Origin of the sequence: Acidovorax sp. LjRoot118, from assembly GCF_964253575.1 — a bacterium.
Lineage (GTDB): Bacteria > Pseudomonadota > Gammaproteobacteria > Burkholderiales > Burkholderiaceae_C > Acidovorax.
Genome location: NZ_CAXURB020000001.1, coordinates 1,988,668 through 2,001,194, shown reverse-complemented (window position 1 = coordinate 2,001,194; position 12,527 = coordinate 1,988,668). Strand labels below are relative to the sequence as shown.

At 68.3% G+C, this 12,527-nt stretch carries 13 protein-coding genes; 8 read left to right on the top strand and 5 right to left on the bottom strand.

From position 1 onward, the window contains the following. Positions 1-120 precede the first annotated feature (120 nt). Positions 121-1,143: an ABC transporter substrate-binding protein gene (locus tag ACSQ9E_RS09335; protein WP_436217539.1), complete on the top strand. Its 1,023-nt coding sequence runs from the start codon at positions 121-123 to the stop codon at positions 1,141-1,143. A 65-nt stretch (positions 1,144-1,208) separates the two neighbouring features. On the opposite strand, the gene ACSQ9E_RS09330 is transcribed toward ACSQ9E_RS09335, so the two are convergent. Further along, entirely contained in the window at positions 1,209-2,315 is a 1,107-nt protein-coding gene (locus ACSQ9E_RS09330) for an LLM class flavin-dependent oxidoreductase (protein WP_428000374.1), read from the bottom strand. A 327-nt stretch (positions 2,316-2,642) separates the two neighbouring features. On the opposite strand from ACSQ9E_RS09330, the gene ACSQ9E_RS09325 reads away from it, so the two are divergent. Continuing rightward, a complete protein-coding gene (locus ACSQ9E_RS09325) occupies positions 2,643-2,807 on the top strand; it encodes a hypothetical protein (RefSeq protein ID WP_157421898.1) in 165 nt (54 codons plus the stop codon). Positions 2,808-2,813: 6 nt separating this feature from the next. Beyond that, entirely contained in the window at positions 2,814-3,158 is a 345-nt protein-coding gene (locus ACSQ9E_RS09320) for a hypothetical protein (RefSeq protein ID WP_436178757.1), read from the top strand. 27 nt (positions 3,159-3,185) lie between these two features. On the opposite strand, the gene ACSQ9E_RS09315 is transcribed toward ACSQ9E_RS09320, so the two are convergent. Genes ACSQ9E_RS09315 through ACSQ9E_RS09300 form a run of 4 tightly spaced genes read right to left on the bottom strand, consistent with a single transcriptional unit; the run spans position 3,186 to position 7,289 of the window. After that, positions 3,186-4,361: a c-type cytochrome gene (locus ACSQ9E_RS09315; RefSeq protein ID WP_057206977.1), complete on the bottom strand. Its 1,176-nt coding sequence runs from the start codon at positions 4,359-4,361 to the stop codon at positions 3,186-3,188. A gap of 9 nt (positions 4,362-4,370) precedes the next feature. Then, the gene (locus ACSQ9E_RS09310) at positions 4,371-5,174 is read right to left on the bottom strand and encodes an ABC transporter ATP-binding protein (protein WP_436178758.1); all 804 of its coding nucleotides are present in this window, start codon (positions 5,172-5,174) and stop codon (positions 4,371-4,373) included. Further along, positions 5,168-6,253: an ABC transporter permease gene (locus tag ACSQ9E_RS09305; RefSeq protein ID WP_157412721.1), complete on the bottom strand. Its 1,086-nt coding sequence runs from the start codon at positions 6,251-6,253 to the stop codon at positions 5,168-5,170. The genes ACSQ9E_RS09310 and ACSQ9E_RS09305 overlap by 7 nt, the downstream gene beginning before the upstream one ends. A gap of 7 nt (positions 6,254-6,260) precedes the next feature. Beyond that, a complete protein-coding gene (locus ACSQ9E_RS09300; protein ID WP_436217538.1) occupies positions 6,261-7,289 on the bottom strand; it encodes an ABC transporter substrate-binding protein in 1,029 nt (342 codons plus the stop codon). 157 nt (positions 7,290-7,446) lie between these two features. Here ACSQ9E_RS09300 and ACSQ9E_RS09295 point away from each other — a divergent pair, with 157 nt between their 5' ends. From ACSQ9E_RS09295 to ACSQ9E_RS09275, 5 genes are all read left to right on the top strand, one after another. Further along, positions 7,447-8,106 carry a cysteine dioxygenase gene (locus tag ACSQ9E_RS09295; RefSeq protein WP_436217537.1) on the top strand — a complete coding sequence of 220 codons (660 nt, stop codon included), beginning with the start codon at positions 7,447-7,449 and terminating at the stop codon, positions 8,104-8,106. 32 nt (positions 8,107-8,138) lie between these two features. Then, the gene (locus tag ACSQ9E_RS09290; RefSeq protein WP_436217536.1) at positions 8,139-9,740 is read left to right on the top strand and encodes a rhodanese homology domain-containing protein; all 1,602 of its coding nucleotides are present in this window, start codon (positions 8,139-8,141) and stop codon (positions 9,738-9,740) included. A gap of 276 nt (positions 9,741-10,016) precedes the next feature. Beyond that, a complete protein-coding gene (locus tag ACSQ9E_RS09285; protein ID WP_436217535.1) occupies positions 10,017-10,550 on the top strand; it encodes a molybdopterin-dependent oxidoreductase in 534 nt (177 codons plus the stop codon). Further along, positions 10,531-12,168 (top strand): GGDEF domain-containing protein, encoded by a 1,638-nt coding sequence (locus tag ACSQ9E_RS09280; protein WP_436217534.1) that lies wholly within the window; start codon positions 10,531-10,533, stop codon positions 12,166-12,168. Before ACSQ9E_RS09285 ends, ACSQ9E_RS09280 begins: the two co-directional genes overlap by 20 nt. After that, entirely contained in the window at positions 12,165-12,527 is a 363-nt protein-coding gene (locus ACSQ9E_RS09275) for a response regulator (RefSeq protein WP_436217533.1), read from the top strand. The genes ACSQ9E_RS09280 and ACSQ9E_RS09275 overlap by 4 nt, the downstream gene beginning before the upstream one ends.

Sequence of the window (12,527 nt, the reverse complement as noted above, 5' to 3'; positions counted from 1 at the left end):
GCGGGGCGCATGCTGCGGACCGCTGATTTGCGTATATCGATGCTACGCAATGGTCGTTGGAGCGGGAAAGCGGTTGCCGGAACCTTGGCGTTCCCGCAGAACGACGAAAGGACTTTCTCCATGCCATTGCCAACCACCTCCGGCACCCACCGCCGCACCTTGCTGCGCGCCGGCCTGGGCGCAGCCACCCTGGCCACTCTAGGCGCACCCGCCGTGGCGGCAGGTGCCACCGACCTCTCCAAGGTCACCCTGCGCATCGGCACCTACAAGGGCCTGTGGCGCCCCCTCATCGCGGCCAGCGGCCAGGGGCAGACGCCCTACCGTATCGAGTGGCGCGAGCTCAACAACGGCGTGTTGCACATCGAGGCCATCAACGGCGACGCGCTGGACCTGGGCTCGGGCAGCGAGATACCGGCCCTGTTCGCGGCGCGGCAGAAGGCGCAGGTGCGCTTCATCGCCGTCACGCGCGAGGATCTGAACAACCAGGTCACCCTGGCGCGCAAGGACGCTCCCATAACGCGCATCGCCGACCTCAGGGGCAAGCGCGTGGGCTATGTGCGCGCGACCACCTCGCACTATTTTCTGAGCCGGCAGCTGGCCGAAGCGGGCCTGTCGTTTGCCGACATCACGCCTGTGAGCCTCACACCGGCCGACGGCCTGTCGGCCTTTGACCGGGGCGACCTCGACGCCTGGGCCATCTATGGCTACAACGGCCAGCTGGCGCGCATGCGCTACGGCGCGCGCGTGATCAAGACCGGGGATGGCTACCTCTCGGGCAATTTCCCGATCTATGCCAACCCCAGGTCTGTGCAGGACCCGCTCAAACACGCCGCCATCAGCGACTACCTGCAGCGCCTGCGCCGCGCCTACCTCTGGGCCAATGGCAACTACCTGGCCTATGCCCGCGCCCAGTCGGAAGAGACGCGCGTGCCGGTGGGCGACCTGATCGAGCTGTGGAACAACCGCAGCACCGACTACGACCTGCGCGCCGTGGACGATGGTGTCGTCAAGGGCCACCAGGCCGTGGCCGACACCTTTCTGAAGCTGGGTGTGCTCGATGGACCGGCCCAGGCGGCCCCGCTGTGGGACCGCAGCTTCAGCGGGGCATTTGGGGCAAGAGGCGCTGTGCAGCCACCCGCCTGAGCCAAAAGCACTGCGGCGCGCACTCGCAAGAAGTGCGCGCCGCATCTGCCTGCAAGGCGCAGGACTCAGGCCACCTTCAGCGCCACATGTGCTGCGGTCTGCCGGTCCCGCTCGGCCACCTTGGCGCGCACCAGGGGCAGCAGTTCACGGCCATAGTCGATGGCATCCACCAGCGGATCGAAGCCGCGGATCAGGAAGGTGGTGATACCCAGGTCGTAGTATTTCAGCAGCGCATCGGCCACCTGCTCGGGAGTACCGACCAGCGAGGTGGAATTGGAGCGCCCGCCGATCTCGCGCGCAATCGCGGTCCACAGGCGCTCGTCCACCCGGTCGCCCTTGGCGGCGTCGGCCAGCAGGCGCTGCGCGCCCTCGCTCTGCTGGGGGCCATTACCGCGCGAGTAGCCCTGCTGCACGCGCAGGCGGCGCGTGTCTTCGAGGATCTGCTCGGCGCGCGCCCAGGCTTCGTCCTCGGTCTTGCCCAGGATGGGGCGAAAGGAGATGCTGAACTCCACCTCGCGGCCATGCAGCGTGGCCTCGGCGCGCACGCGGCGCACCAGGTCGCCGGCCTGGGCCAGCGACTCGCCCCACAGGGCATACACGTCGGCATGCTTGCCGGCCACCTGCAACGCGGGCGCCGAGGCGCCGCCGAAATAGATCGGCACATAAGGCTGCTGCAACGGCTTGACTTCGGACCAGACGCCCTTGGCGCGGTAGTGGGCGCCCTCGTGGTCGAAGGGCTTGTCGGCCGTCCACACGCGGCGCAGCAGTTCCAGGTACTCATCGGTGCGGGCATAGCGCTGGTCGTGGTCCAGGAAGTCGCCATCGCGCTGCTGGTCTTCGTCGGAGCCGCCGCTGATGTAGTGCACCGCCAGGCGCCCGCCGGTGTAGTGGTCCAGCGTGGCGAGTTGACGCGCTGCCAGCGTGGGCGCCACGAAGCCTGGGCGGTGGGCCAGCAAAAAGCCGATCTTTTCGGTGACCGAAGCCGCATAGGCCACAGTGAGCAGCGTGTCCGGGCTCGACGAACTCGCCGGCACCAGAATGCGGTCGAAACCTGCGTGTTCGTGCGCCTGGGCGAACACGCGCACATAGGCAGAATCCACGGCCGGACCCTTGCGGGCAATGGTTTCAGAGACTTCGTGCGGCTGGATCATGCCGATGAACTGGACGGGCATAGCGGGCTCCTGGTGATGCAAGAAAATGAACCGGTCCATGATGGAGCGCCCACCGCAGTCAGCCAACGAAGAAAACCGCGTTTGCAAATTCACTGCGCACATACCGCCTGCGGCCATCGCTGCGATGTGCGGTCACTACTGCCTCCCCCGGCCCCACCCCATGGCAGGACATGCGCATGTTGACGGCGGCGCCGTTCGCCATGAACGCGCTGGAGGGTTGAGCGCAGCCCTGGCAAAATGCCGGAAATAACACGACGAGAGAGGGATTTTCATGCATTGCAACCAAGGGATGGCCGTGCCTGCCGTACCCGCCCCGGAGGGTTTCAGATGAACCGCAAGACCCAGGCCGGAATCGCCGGCATGGCCGTCGGCGGGCTCTGGCTGCTGGCCAACCTGCGGCACGTCCAGGCACAGGGCTTCGTGGCCATCGGCATGCCGCTCGTCATCCTGGTGCTGGGCGGCATCTACTTCGCGTGGGGACGCAAGGAGTAAGCGGTCATGGATATTCGACACACCTTGGCCGGCATCGCACTGCTGGCACTCTCCGGCAGCGCCCTGGCGCAGCAGGGCACCGGCTGGCTGGCCGGCACCTGGCAACTGGCCGAAGACCGCAAGAAGCCCGGCTTCACCGACGACTTCATGGACTTCGACGCCCAGGGCACGGTGGTGCTGCGCGACAGCCAGAAGGCCTATGCCCACTGCCGCTACCAACCGGGTGCCGGCGTGCTGCTGCTCACCTGCATCGCGGGCGGCAAGGAACGGCCGATGACCATGCGCGTAGCGCCCGACAAGGCATCGCTGACCAATTCGGTGGGCGACGTGTACCGCAAGAGCCGCAAGTAGGGGCGCGCCAGTCCGCCCCCATCCGATTCAGTGCGGAAAGCCACCGCGCGTGAGCCGCACCGGTTCTGCGTCCATGCGGCGGATCAGCGCCTCCAGCCCGTCGCCCGGTGCGACGGCGGCGACCGCCACCGGTACATCGGGGGGCGCCCCGGGCACGGTGGTCGAGCGGCAGACCAGGTCGTCCTCGGACCAGGCCGCCTTGCCTGGCTGGCCGCGGGCACGCAGCCAGCCGGCGCGGTCCACGATCAACTGGTAGCCCGGCAGTTCGGCGGCCGGGATGCCCAGGACCAGCGCCAGAGCCTGGTCTAGAGCATGCAGGTCTGCCTGCGGCCGGCATTCGGAATCGCCCCCTGCAGGCAGAACGCCGGCGACCAGGGTGACCAGGCGCGGGTCGTCGGCCACGGGCTGCACGCCGGGCCCCGCCACGGCCACGCGCACGCGCTGCCCCACCAGCTCGCGGCTGTGTCGCGCGCCACCCTGGCGGCATTGCACGGCCATGGCCGGCAGGCGCACCGGGCGGTCCCAGGTGCCCGATTCGCGCAGCATCTGCCCGGCGGCATGGGCCTGCAGGTAGTCGAGCACCTCCCAGATCTGCGCGTCGCTCAATGCGCCGCCCACGCCGGGCATGGTGGGCACGCCCGCGCGGTTGTGCATGCCCTCGCGCACGCGCCAGAACAACTCGCCGTCGAGCCGCTTCCACAGCAGTGCGCCGTTCAGGTTGGGCGGCCACTGCACGAGCTGCGGCGCGTCGGGCCCCTCTCCGCGGCCGTCGGTGCCATGGCAGCGCACGCAGTGCTGCTGGTAGGTGGCTTGGCCACGCACGATGCCTGCCGCAGCAAAGCCGGTGGGCGACTGGTGCAGGCTGGTCGCCACGGCCGGCGCCAGCAGCAGGTGCGCCTGGGGCCAGGGGGCGAACACCAGCAAGGCAATGGCCAGCGCCCAGAGGGGAAGACGCGCACGTCGCCAGGGCAGCGATACCAACAAGACGACTAAGGCGGCGCCCGCACACACCAGCGACAGCAGAACGCGCCGCGCATGGCCGGCATCCACCACCAGCATCTCGGCCGCAATGCGCTGCCCCCAAGGCCAGGCGGGCTGGCCGTGCACTTCAGGAGCCAGGCCCAACGCGTGCAACAGGGCACGCAGCCCTTGCTGCGCGGCCTGCAGGCCTTCGAGCAGGCCGTTCAACAGTTCCGGCGACAACAGCCCGGCCTACCAGCTCGCATCCAGCCCCAGCAGGGCCAGAGCCTCATGGCGCAGCGCGGCCAGGCGCGGGTCGCCGCGGTGGCGTGGGTAAGGCAAATCGTTCACCAGCACCTGCTGGATACGCGCCGGCCGGTCGGAGAACACCACCACGCGCTGCGCCATGAAGAGCGCCTCTTCCACGTCGTGCGTGACCAGCAGGGCCGAGAAGCCGGTGCGCTGCCACAGGTCCACCAGCTCGGTCTGCATGGACAGGCGCGTGAGCGAGTCGAGCTTGCCCAGCGGTTCGTCGAGCACCAGCAGGCTCGGGTCGTTGACCAGGGCCCGCGCCAGCGCCACGCGCTGCGCCATGCCGCCCGACAGCTGGTGCGGAAAGGCCTTGGCAAAGTCCTGCAGCCCCACCAGGCTGAGGGCCTGGTCCACCCGGTGGCGCTGCTGGCGCAGGATGCCGCGCGCCTGCAGGCCCAGGGCCACGTTGTCCCAGACCGTGCGCCAGGGGAACAGCGTCGGGTCCTGGAAGACCACGATGCGCGAGGGATCGGGCTCGGTGATGGGGGTGCCGTCCTGTAGCAACTCCCCCGTGGTCGCGGGCTCGAGCCCCGCCACCAGGCGGAGCAAGGTGCTCTTGCCACAACCGCTGGGCCCGAGCAGCGCCACGAACTCGCCGGGGGCAATGGAAAGGTCGAGCTCGTCGATGACGTGCAGCGGGCCTGCGGGCAGGTCGAACCAGTGGCTCACATTGCGCACGTCGATGCGCGCACCAGTGACCCGGGCTGCGGCGCCCGCCTCGGCGGCAATCGCTGTACTCACCATTTCACCACCCCCTTCTGCCACGACAGCACCCGGTCGCGCAGTACGAACAGCAAGGTGATCACGCCCGAGAACAGCAGCGCCATCACGATCAGTGCGGCATACATGTTGGGGTACGCCGCCCAGCCCTGGGCCCAGGTCAGGTACCAGCCCAGGCCGGCCTTCACGCCCAGCATCTCGGCCACCACCAGGGTGGAGAACGCCGCGCCCAGGCCCATGAACAGGCCCACGAAGACCTGCGGCAGCGCGGCCGGTATGGCCACGCGCAGCACCAGGAACCAGGGCGATGCGCCCATGGTGCGTGCCACGTCGTAGTAATTTTTGTGCACGCCCGCCACGCCCGACCAGGTGAGGATGGCCACCGGAAAGGCCGTGCCCAATGCGATCAGGAAGATCGCCGTGGACCAGCTCGACGGGAAGAAATAGAAGCTCACCGGCAGCAGCGCCGTGGTGGGCACCGGCCCCAGGATGCGCAGCACCGGGTGGATCCAGTAGCTGGCCTGTCGCGACCAGCCGATCAGCACGCCGGTGACGAAGCCCGCCGCCGCGCCGATGGCGATGCCCAGGGCCAGTAGGCGGATGGATGCGCCGGCGCTTTCTAGCAGGCGCGCCCAGTCGGTCACATACACCTCCACCAGGCTTTGCGGCGGGGCAAAGAACGGGGGCGGCAGGGTACCCAGCTTGGCGGTGAACATCTCCCACACCGTGAGGCCGACGGCAATGGCCACCAGCCAGGGGCCCGCGCGGCGCGCGCGCGCACCCACGGCGCCGAAAGCCACCGGGGTCAGGGCCAGCGCCACCAGTGCCACGGCCACTACGCCGGCTCCCAGGGCAAATTCCTGGGTGAACTCCCATTCGCTGAAGCCCGCGGGCTTGTTGGGCCACAGGTAGGTGAGCAGGCCCAGGGCCGCCCAGGCGAAGGCAGCCACCAGCCCAGCCCACCAGATGGAGGGAACAGGCTGGGCCGCGCCGAAGGTGGCGGGCGCAGCCACTTTGGTGGCGGGCGCCGTGGCACGGGGCGCCCGGGGCGCATCGGCCACGGATGCGGGTGCAGGCAGAATATGGTCGGCAACGGTGCTCATGGCGGGATCAGGCCAGAACGTCGGCGTGCACATGTGCGGCAAAGCGCGCGGGGTCGGTGGAGGGCTTGAGCACCCCCACCAGCTTGAAATCGCGCGCGTAGAACTCGATCTCCTGGCGCAGGGCCGTGCCCACCGGGTGGCTGCGGTGCGTGAGCGTGCCCAGCACGGCACGCAGGTCTTCCTGCGGCACCTTGGAGTAGGGGCTGAAGATGCGTGCCGTCTCATTGGGGTTGTCGGCCACGAAGTCCGACGCCTCGATGATGGCGCGCGTGAGGGCCGCCGCCGTGCCCTTGTCGCTCCGCACCATGGCGCCGCTGACCCCCAGCACGCAGCAGGTCTTGGCCGCGTATTCGCCCGAGAGGTTGGAGGCCAGGTCCACCAGGCCCTTGGTGCGCCGCTGGATCAAGAGCAGGTTGGGGTCGCCGTCGGCAATGGCCTGGGCCTCGCCCTTTTCCACGGCCAGGCCCAGCATGTCGCCGGGGAATTGTCGCCAGGTGACGTCCTTCTCGGGGTTGAGACCGGACTTGGCCAGCAGCACCGAGAAAAAATTCTTGCCCGGGCTGTTGAGGTCCGAAACCGCGATGGTCTTGCCTTTGAGCTTTTGCAGGCTGGTCACGCCCGCCGCCTCGTAGCCCACCAGGCGCGAGCAGCCGCCGTGCGAGCTGCCCACCAGCTTCACGTCGAAGCCCGACTCCAGCGGCTTGATCCAGCGGTGCACCATGCCCAGGCCGGCATCGGCCTTGGAGGTGGCGATGGTTTCGAGCAACTGGTCGGTGGAGCCCGCGAAGTTGACCAGTTCGACCTTGAGGCCATGCTTTTCGAAGATGCCACGCTCGATCGCCACCGGGGCGGCCGACAGGCAGATGGCGTTGGCGTTCCACGCCAGCTTGACTTCGCGCAGCTTGCCGGCCGCCAGCACCTGGCTGCCCACCACGCCCGAGGCGCCCACCACCGTGGCCGCGCCCGTGGCCCGCAGCAACTGCCGGCGCGACCAGCGCACTTCTCCCCCACCCAGAATCTGGCCCTTGTTGTTCATGCTTGATACCCTGTGTTGAATGCAGACGACGACGGTGCTGGCACCGGACTGAACGCATTGCAAACTACGGGGCCCCGAAAGCAAACGAAGAAAAACGGAAATGGATATGCAAAACTTTCCACACACCCCTGCGCCCAACGCTGGTGCAATGCAGGGCATGAATGCCCTCGCCTCCACCGCCAAAGAACCAACTGCCCCCACCGCCGCCCCGACGTCCCCCGACACCGCGCGCCTGCGCAGCTTTGTGCAGCAACTGGCGGCTCTGGTGGAAAGCGCCCCGCCCGAGCCCGAACTGCTCAAACGCGGCGGCGCCCTGCTCGGCGCGCTCGTGGCCCATGACGACTGGCTGCCCGCCGCCTATGCGCAGCCCAGCCCCGAGCGCTACCAGCAGTTCCTGCTGCATGCCGATGCCCTGGGCCGCTTCTCGGTGGTGAGCTTTGTCTGGGGCCCGGGCCAGGCCACACCCATCCACGACCACACGGTGTGGGGCCTGATCGGCATGCTGCGCGGGGCCGAGGATTCGCAGGCCTTTGCCCGTACCGCAGACGGACGCTGGGCCGCCGATGGCGCGCCGCACCGCCTGCAGCCAGGCCAGGTGGAGGCCGTGTCCCCCAGCATCGGCGACGTGCACCGCGTGAGCAACGCGGTGGATGGCCAGACCTCCATCAGCATCCACGTCTACGGTGCCAACATCGGTGCCGTGCAGCGCAGCGTGTACCTCGAAGACGGCACGCGCAAACCCTTCATCTCGGGCTATAGCAACAGCACCCTGCCCAACATCTGGGACCTCTCGAAGAACCCGGCTCCCTCGGCCTGACCCTGTTTTCAAAGACCCGTACGATTCCAACAATGACCGCACCCGCCATTCCAGAAACTTCCGTCCTGACCGTCCGCGAGGCCCTGCTGGCCCGCGAGGAAATCGCCCTGCTCGACGTGCGCGAGGAAGACCCCTATGCCCAGGGCCACCCGCTGTTCGCCGCCAACCTGCCTGCGGGCAAGATCGAGCTGGACGCCTTCACGCGCATCCCCCGCCGCGACACCTTCATCGTGGTCTACGACGATGGCGAGGGCCTGGCAGAGCCAGCCGCGCGCACGCTGCAGCAACTGGGCTACACCCAGGTGACCTTGCTCGCACGCGGGCTGCAGGGCTGGCGCGATGCGGGGGGCGAGCTGTTCATCGACGTGAACGTGCCCAGCAAGTCGTTTGGCGAGCTGGTGGAGTCCGAGCGCCACACGCCCTCGCTGGCCGCCGAGGAGGTGCAGGCCCTGATCGACGCCAAGGCCGACGTGGTGGTGCTGGACGCGCGCCGCTACGACGAATACCACACCATGAACATCCCCACCGGGGTGAGCGTGCCCGGCGCCGAGCTGGTGCTGCGCGCCCAGGCGCTGGCGCCCAACCCGGCCACGCAGATCATCGTCAACTGCGCGGGCCGCACGCGCAGCATCATCGGCACGCAGTCGCTGGTCAATGCGGGCATTCCCAACCCCGTGGCCGCCCTGCGCAACGGCACCATCGGCTGGCTGCTGGCCGGGCAGACGCTGGAGCGCGGCGCCAGCCGCCGCTTCGACCCTGCCGTACACATCGACCGCAACCAGGCGCCACAGCAGGCGCGCAATGTGGCCGACCGCGCCCGCGTGCAGCGCGCCCAGGCCGACGACCTGGCCCGCTTTGCAGCCGAGGCCGGCCGCACCACCTACCTGCTGGACGTGCGCACGCCCGAGGAGTTTGCCGCCGGCCACCTGCCCGGCTTTCGCAACACACCGGGTGGCCAGCTGGTGCAGGAGACCGACCACACGGCCGCCGTGCGCGGTGCCCGCCTGGTACTGGTGGACGACGATGGCGTGCGCGCCAACATGAGCGCATCGTGGCTGGCCCAGATGGGCTGGGAGGTGTGGGTGCTCGACAGCGCACACCCCGCAGACTTCAGCGAAACCGGCGCCGTGGCCAACCAGGTGCCCGAACCCGCCGGCCCCATCGCCTGGACCACGCCGGAGCAACTGGCCGCATGGCTGCAGCAGGAGCCGGCCGGGCACACCGCCGTGCTCGACCTCACCAGCAGCGCCAACTACACCCAGCGCCACATCCCGGGTGCCTGGTTTGCCCTGCGCTCGCAGCTGGCACACGCCGTGGCCTCCATCCCGCAGGCGCGCCGCTACGTGCTCACCTGCGGCAGCAGCCTGCTGGCCCGTTATGCGGCGCAGGACCTGGCGCGCCTGACCGGGGCCGAGGTGCAGGTGCTGGACGGAGGCACCCAGGCCTGGATCGCCCAGGGCCTGCCGCTGGAGCATGGCGAAACGCGCCTGGCCTCGCCACGCACCGACCGCTACCGCCGCCCCTATGAGGGTACGGAAAGCCCGCGCGAGGCCATGCAGGCCTACCTGGACTGGGAGTTCGGGCTGGTCGAGCAATTGGCTCGCGACGGGACGCACGGCTTTCGGGTCATTTGAAGCGGTACCGCATGGGCGGCCGGCAAGACCGGCCCGCACACGCGTGGAACCCCGGGTGCCATAGGCCATTCTTGCGCACCATGGGCGCCCGGAATGCGCCGCCCGTCCACCCTTGCGGGGCACCGGGCTGCGTGGCCAAGCTGTCAACAATTGTCAAAGCGGGCCTATTGCCCCCACAACAGCGCGTAAACAGGCCCACCTTGCAGGGCATCCCGGCATAGTCGCTGCGTCTGCTCCCAAAACTGCATCCGAGGAGCGAGCCAGCGAGACCCCTTCATGACGCCCTGTTTTCGCGCGGGGCTGCCCTGCGCAGCGTTCGCCCTGTTTGTTGTCCTTTCCAGCCTGTGGCTGCCGTTGCCCTCCCATGCCGGCCTGGTGTGCCCGCCATCAGGGGCGCGGTCGGTGCTGCAACTGCAACGCCCAACCCAGCCGACCCTGGCCTGCGACCTCCAGGCGCTGGAGAGCCTGCCGGCCCGTGACATCGTCACCACCTTGCCGCAGGCACTGGGGATTGCCGGCAAGTCCCAGTGGCGCGGCGTATCCCTGCGCCAGCTGGTGGAACGGATGGGCGGCAACGAGCGCCACCAGATCGAGCTGACCGCCCTGAACGACTACGCCGTGCGCATCCCATGGAGCGACCTGTTGCAGTACGACCCGGTACTGGCCTACCGCCGCAATCACCAGCCGATCGGCGTGCGCGACAAGGGCCCCTTGATCCTGATCTATCCCTTTGACGCACACCCCCAGTTGCAAAAGCAGGACTACGTCAACCGCTCCATCTGGCAGGTCAATGTCCTCTCCGTCCGATAAGCCCCTGTCGCCTGCGGCGCAAGCCGCCCGCCTGCCACGCCACCAGCGTGGAACCTATTGGCTGCTGGCCCTGGTGCTGGCCATGGTGGTGGCGACATCCGTCGCCTTGTGGTGGACGCTGCGGCAGGCGCAATCGCTGGCGCAGCCGTTTCAGAAAAGCGATCTGTGGTACGTGTCGAGCGTGCACAGCGAGCTGGGGCGGGTCGCCCTGCTGGCGCGCAAGGTGAAAGCGCTGGAGGCGCCCGAGGAGGAGCTGCGCGAGCGCCTGGAGGTTCTCTACAGCACCCTGGACATGGCCGGCGCAAGCCAGCGCATCGGCGCGCGGCTGCGGCAGGATCTGGCGCAGCCAGCACTCGATCTGGAGGAACTGGGCCGGCATGTAAAGCGCTGGTCCAGCCGCATGGCCTCTGCACCGCCCGAGCGTGCGGGACTGAGCGACGACATCATCGCGCACACCGATGCCCTGCTGCAGAGCACCCGCAAGGCCGTGGTGGCGGTACACCTGTTTTCCTCGCAGGACACGGACCGGGTTCGCCAGGAACTGCACGACCATTTCATGCTGCTCAGCGCCGTGCTGGGGGGCCTGCTGATAGGCACGGCCCTCTTGATCCGCAAGCTGCTGCAAGAAGCCCGGGCGGCACAGGCCCTGTCCCAGCAGCTGGCGCAGGCCAACCGCCAGCTGGAGATGCGCGTGGCCAGCCGCACGCGCGAGATCGATGAGAACCGCGCGTTGCTGGGCTTCATCCTCGACTCCAGCCCCAGCGATGTCGTTCTTGCGGACGTCGAAAGCGGCTTCGTGCACTTCATCAACAACCAGATGGTGGAACGCCTGGGGCTGCAGTGGCCACCCATGAAGCTGTTCCTGCCCGAGTTGCTGCACGACCCTGCCACCAGCCGGCAATTGATGGATGCGCTGGAGAAGTATGGCCAGGTGGATGGCATGGAAGCGCTCATCGGCACCAGGAAACCACGCTGGAGCTCGCTGTCTGCGCGCCTCATCGAGGTCGATGGCAGACTGGCCCATCTGCTGTGGGGCTTCGACATCAGCACGCACAAGCAACTGGAATCGCAGTTGCGTGAACTGGCCACGCGCGATTCGCTGACCGGCCTGCTCAACCGGCGGGCCTTTCTGGAGCGCGGCACCGCACTGCTCGACCACTGCCGCCGCCATGCCAAGCCGTGCGCGGTGCTGATGATCGACATCGACCACTTCAAACGCATCAACGACCGGTATGGGCACCAGACCGGCGACGACTCGCTGCGTGCATGCGCCACCTCGATTGCGGGCGCGCTGCGCGAGGCCGATATCCTGGGGCGACTGGGGGGCGAGGAATTTGCGGCCCTGCTGCCCCACTCGTCCACCGAAAGTGCACACCTGGTTGCCGAGCGCATCCGCGACGCCATCTCGCAACTGCAGATCCTCTCCATCGCCAGCGAGCCGCTGAGGATCACCGTGTCCATCGGCATGGCCGAGATGGCGCACCGGGATGCCGGGATCGAGACCATCCTGGCATGGGCCGACCAGGCCCTGTACCGCGCCAAGGCCACCGGCCGCAACAAGGTGCTGGCCTACGAACGATCCACCCCGTCTCCAGATCCAACCGAGATCCTGCCATGAGCCTGCGACTTTTGATTGTTGACGACAGCCGCATGTCCCGGCTCATCCTGCAAGGATTCGTCTTGCAGGCCCACCCCCAATGGACCATCCTGCACGCCAGCAGCGGCGAGGAAGCCCTGAAAATGTGTGAAGAACACCCGGTGGACCTGGTTTCCATGGACTTCAACATGCACGGGATGACCGGCCTGGAGGCGGCCCTGGCATTGCGCGAGACCCGGCCCCACCTGCCCATCGCCATCCTCACCGCCAACGTCCAGTCTGCGATGCAGGAACGCATCGACGAGGCCGGCCTGGTATTCATTGCAAAACCCATCACAGCCGATGCAGCGAGGAAGCTCGCGGCACTGGCAGGAGCATGA

Bases quoted from the DNA above. Each gene is read 5' to 3' on its own strand.
- ACSQ9E_RS09335 (WP_436217539.1), top strand. From the start codon at position 121: ATGCCATTGCCAACCACCTCCGGCACCCACCGCCGCACCTTGCTGCGC.
- ACSQ9E_RS09305 (WP_157412721.1), bottom strand. From the start codon at position 6,253: ATGAGCACCGTTGCCGACCATATTCTGCCTGCACCCGCATCCGTGGCC.
- ACSQ9E_RS09320 (WP_436178757.1), top strand. From the start codon at position 2,814: ATGGATATTCGACACACCTTGGCCGGCATCGCACTGCTGGCACTCTCC.
- ACSQ9E_RS09300 (WP_436217538.1), bottom strand. From the start codon at position 7,289: ATGAACAACAAGGGCCAGATTCTGGGTGGGGGAGAAGTGCGCTGGTCG.
- ACSQ9E_RS09330 (WP_428000374.1), bottom strand. From the start codon at position 2,315: ATGCCCGTCCAGTTCATCGGCATGATCCAGCCGCACGAAGTCTCTGAA.
- ACSQ9E_RS09310 (WP_436178758.1), bottom strand. From the start codon at position 5,174: ATGGTGAGTACAGCGATTGCCGCCGAGGCGGGCGCCGCAGCCCGGGTC.
- ACSQ9E_RS09295 (WP_436217537.1), top strand. From the start codon at position 7,447: ATGAATGCCCTCGCCTCCACCGCCAAAGAACCAACTGCCCCCACCGCC.
- ACSQ9E_RS09280 (WP_436217534.1), top strand. From the start codon at position 10,531: ATGTCCTCTCCGTCCGATAAGCCCCTGTCGCCTGCGGCGCAAGCCGCC.
- ACSQ9E_RS09290 (WP_436217536.1), top strand. From the start codon at position 8,139: ATGACCGCACCCGCCATTCCAGAAACTTCCGTCCTGACCGTCCGCGAG.
- ACSQ9E_RS09325 (WP_157421898.1), top strand. From the start codon at position 2,643: ATGAACCGCAAGACCCAGGCCGGAATCGCCGGCATGGCCGTCGGCGGG.
- ACSQ9E_RS09275 (WP_436217533.1), top strand. From the start codon at position 12,165: ATGAGCCTGCGACTTTTGATTGTTGACGACAGCCGCATGTCCCGGCTC.
- ACSQ9E_RS09285 (WP_436217535.1), top strand. From the start codon at position 10,017: ATGACGCCCTGTTTTCGCGCGGGGCTGCCCTGCGCAGCGTTCGCCCTG.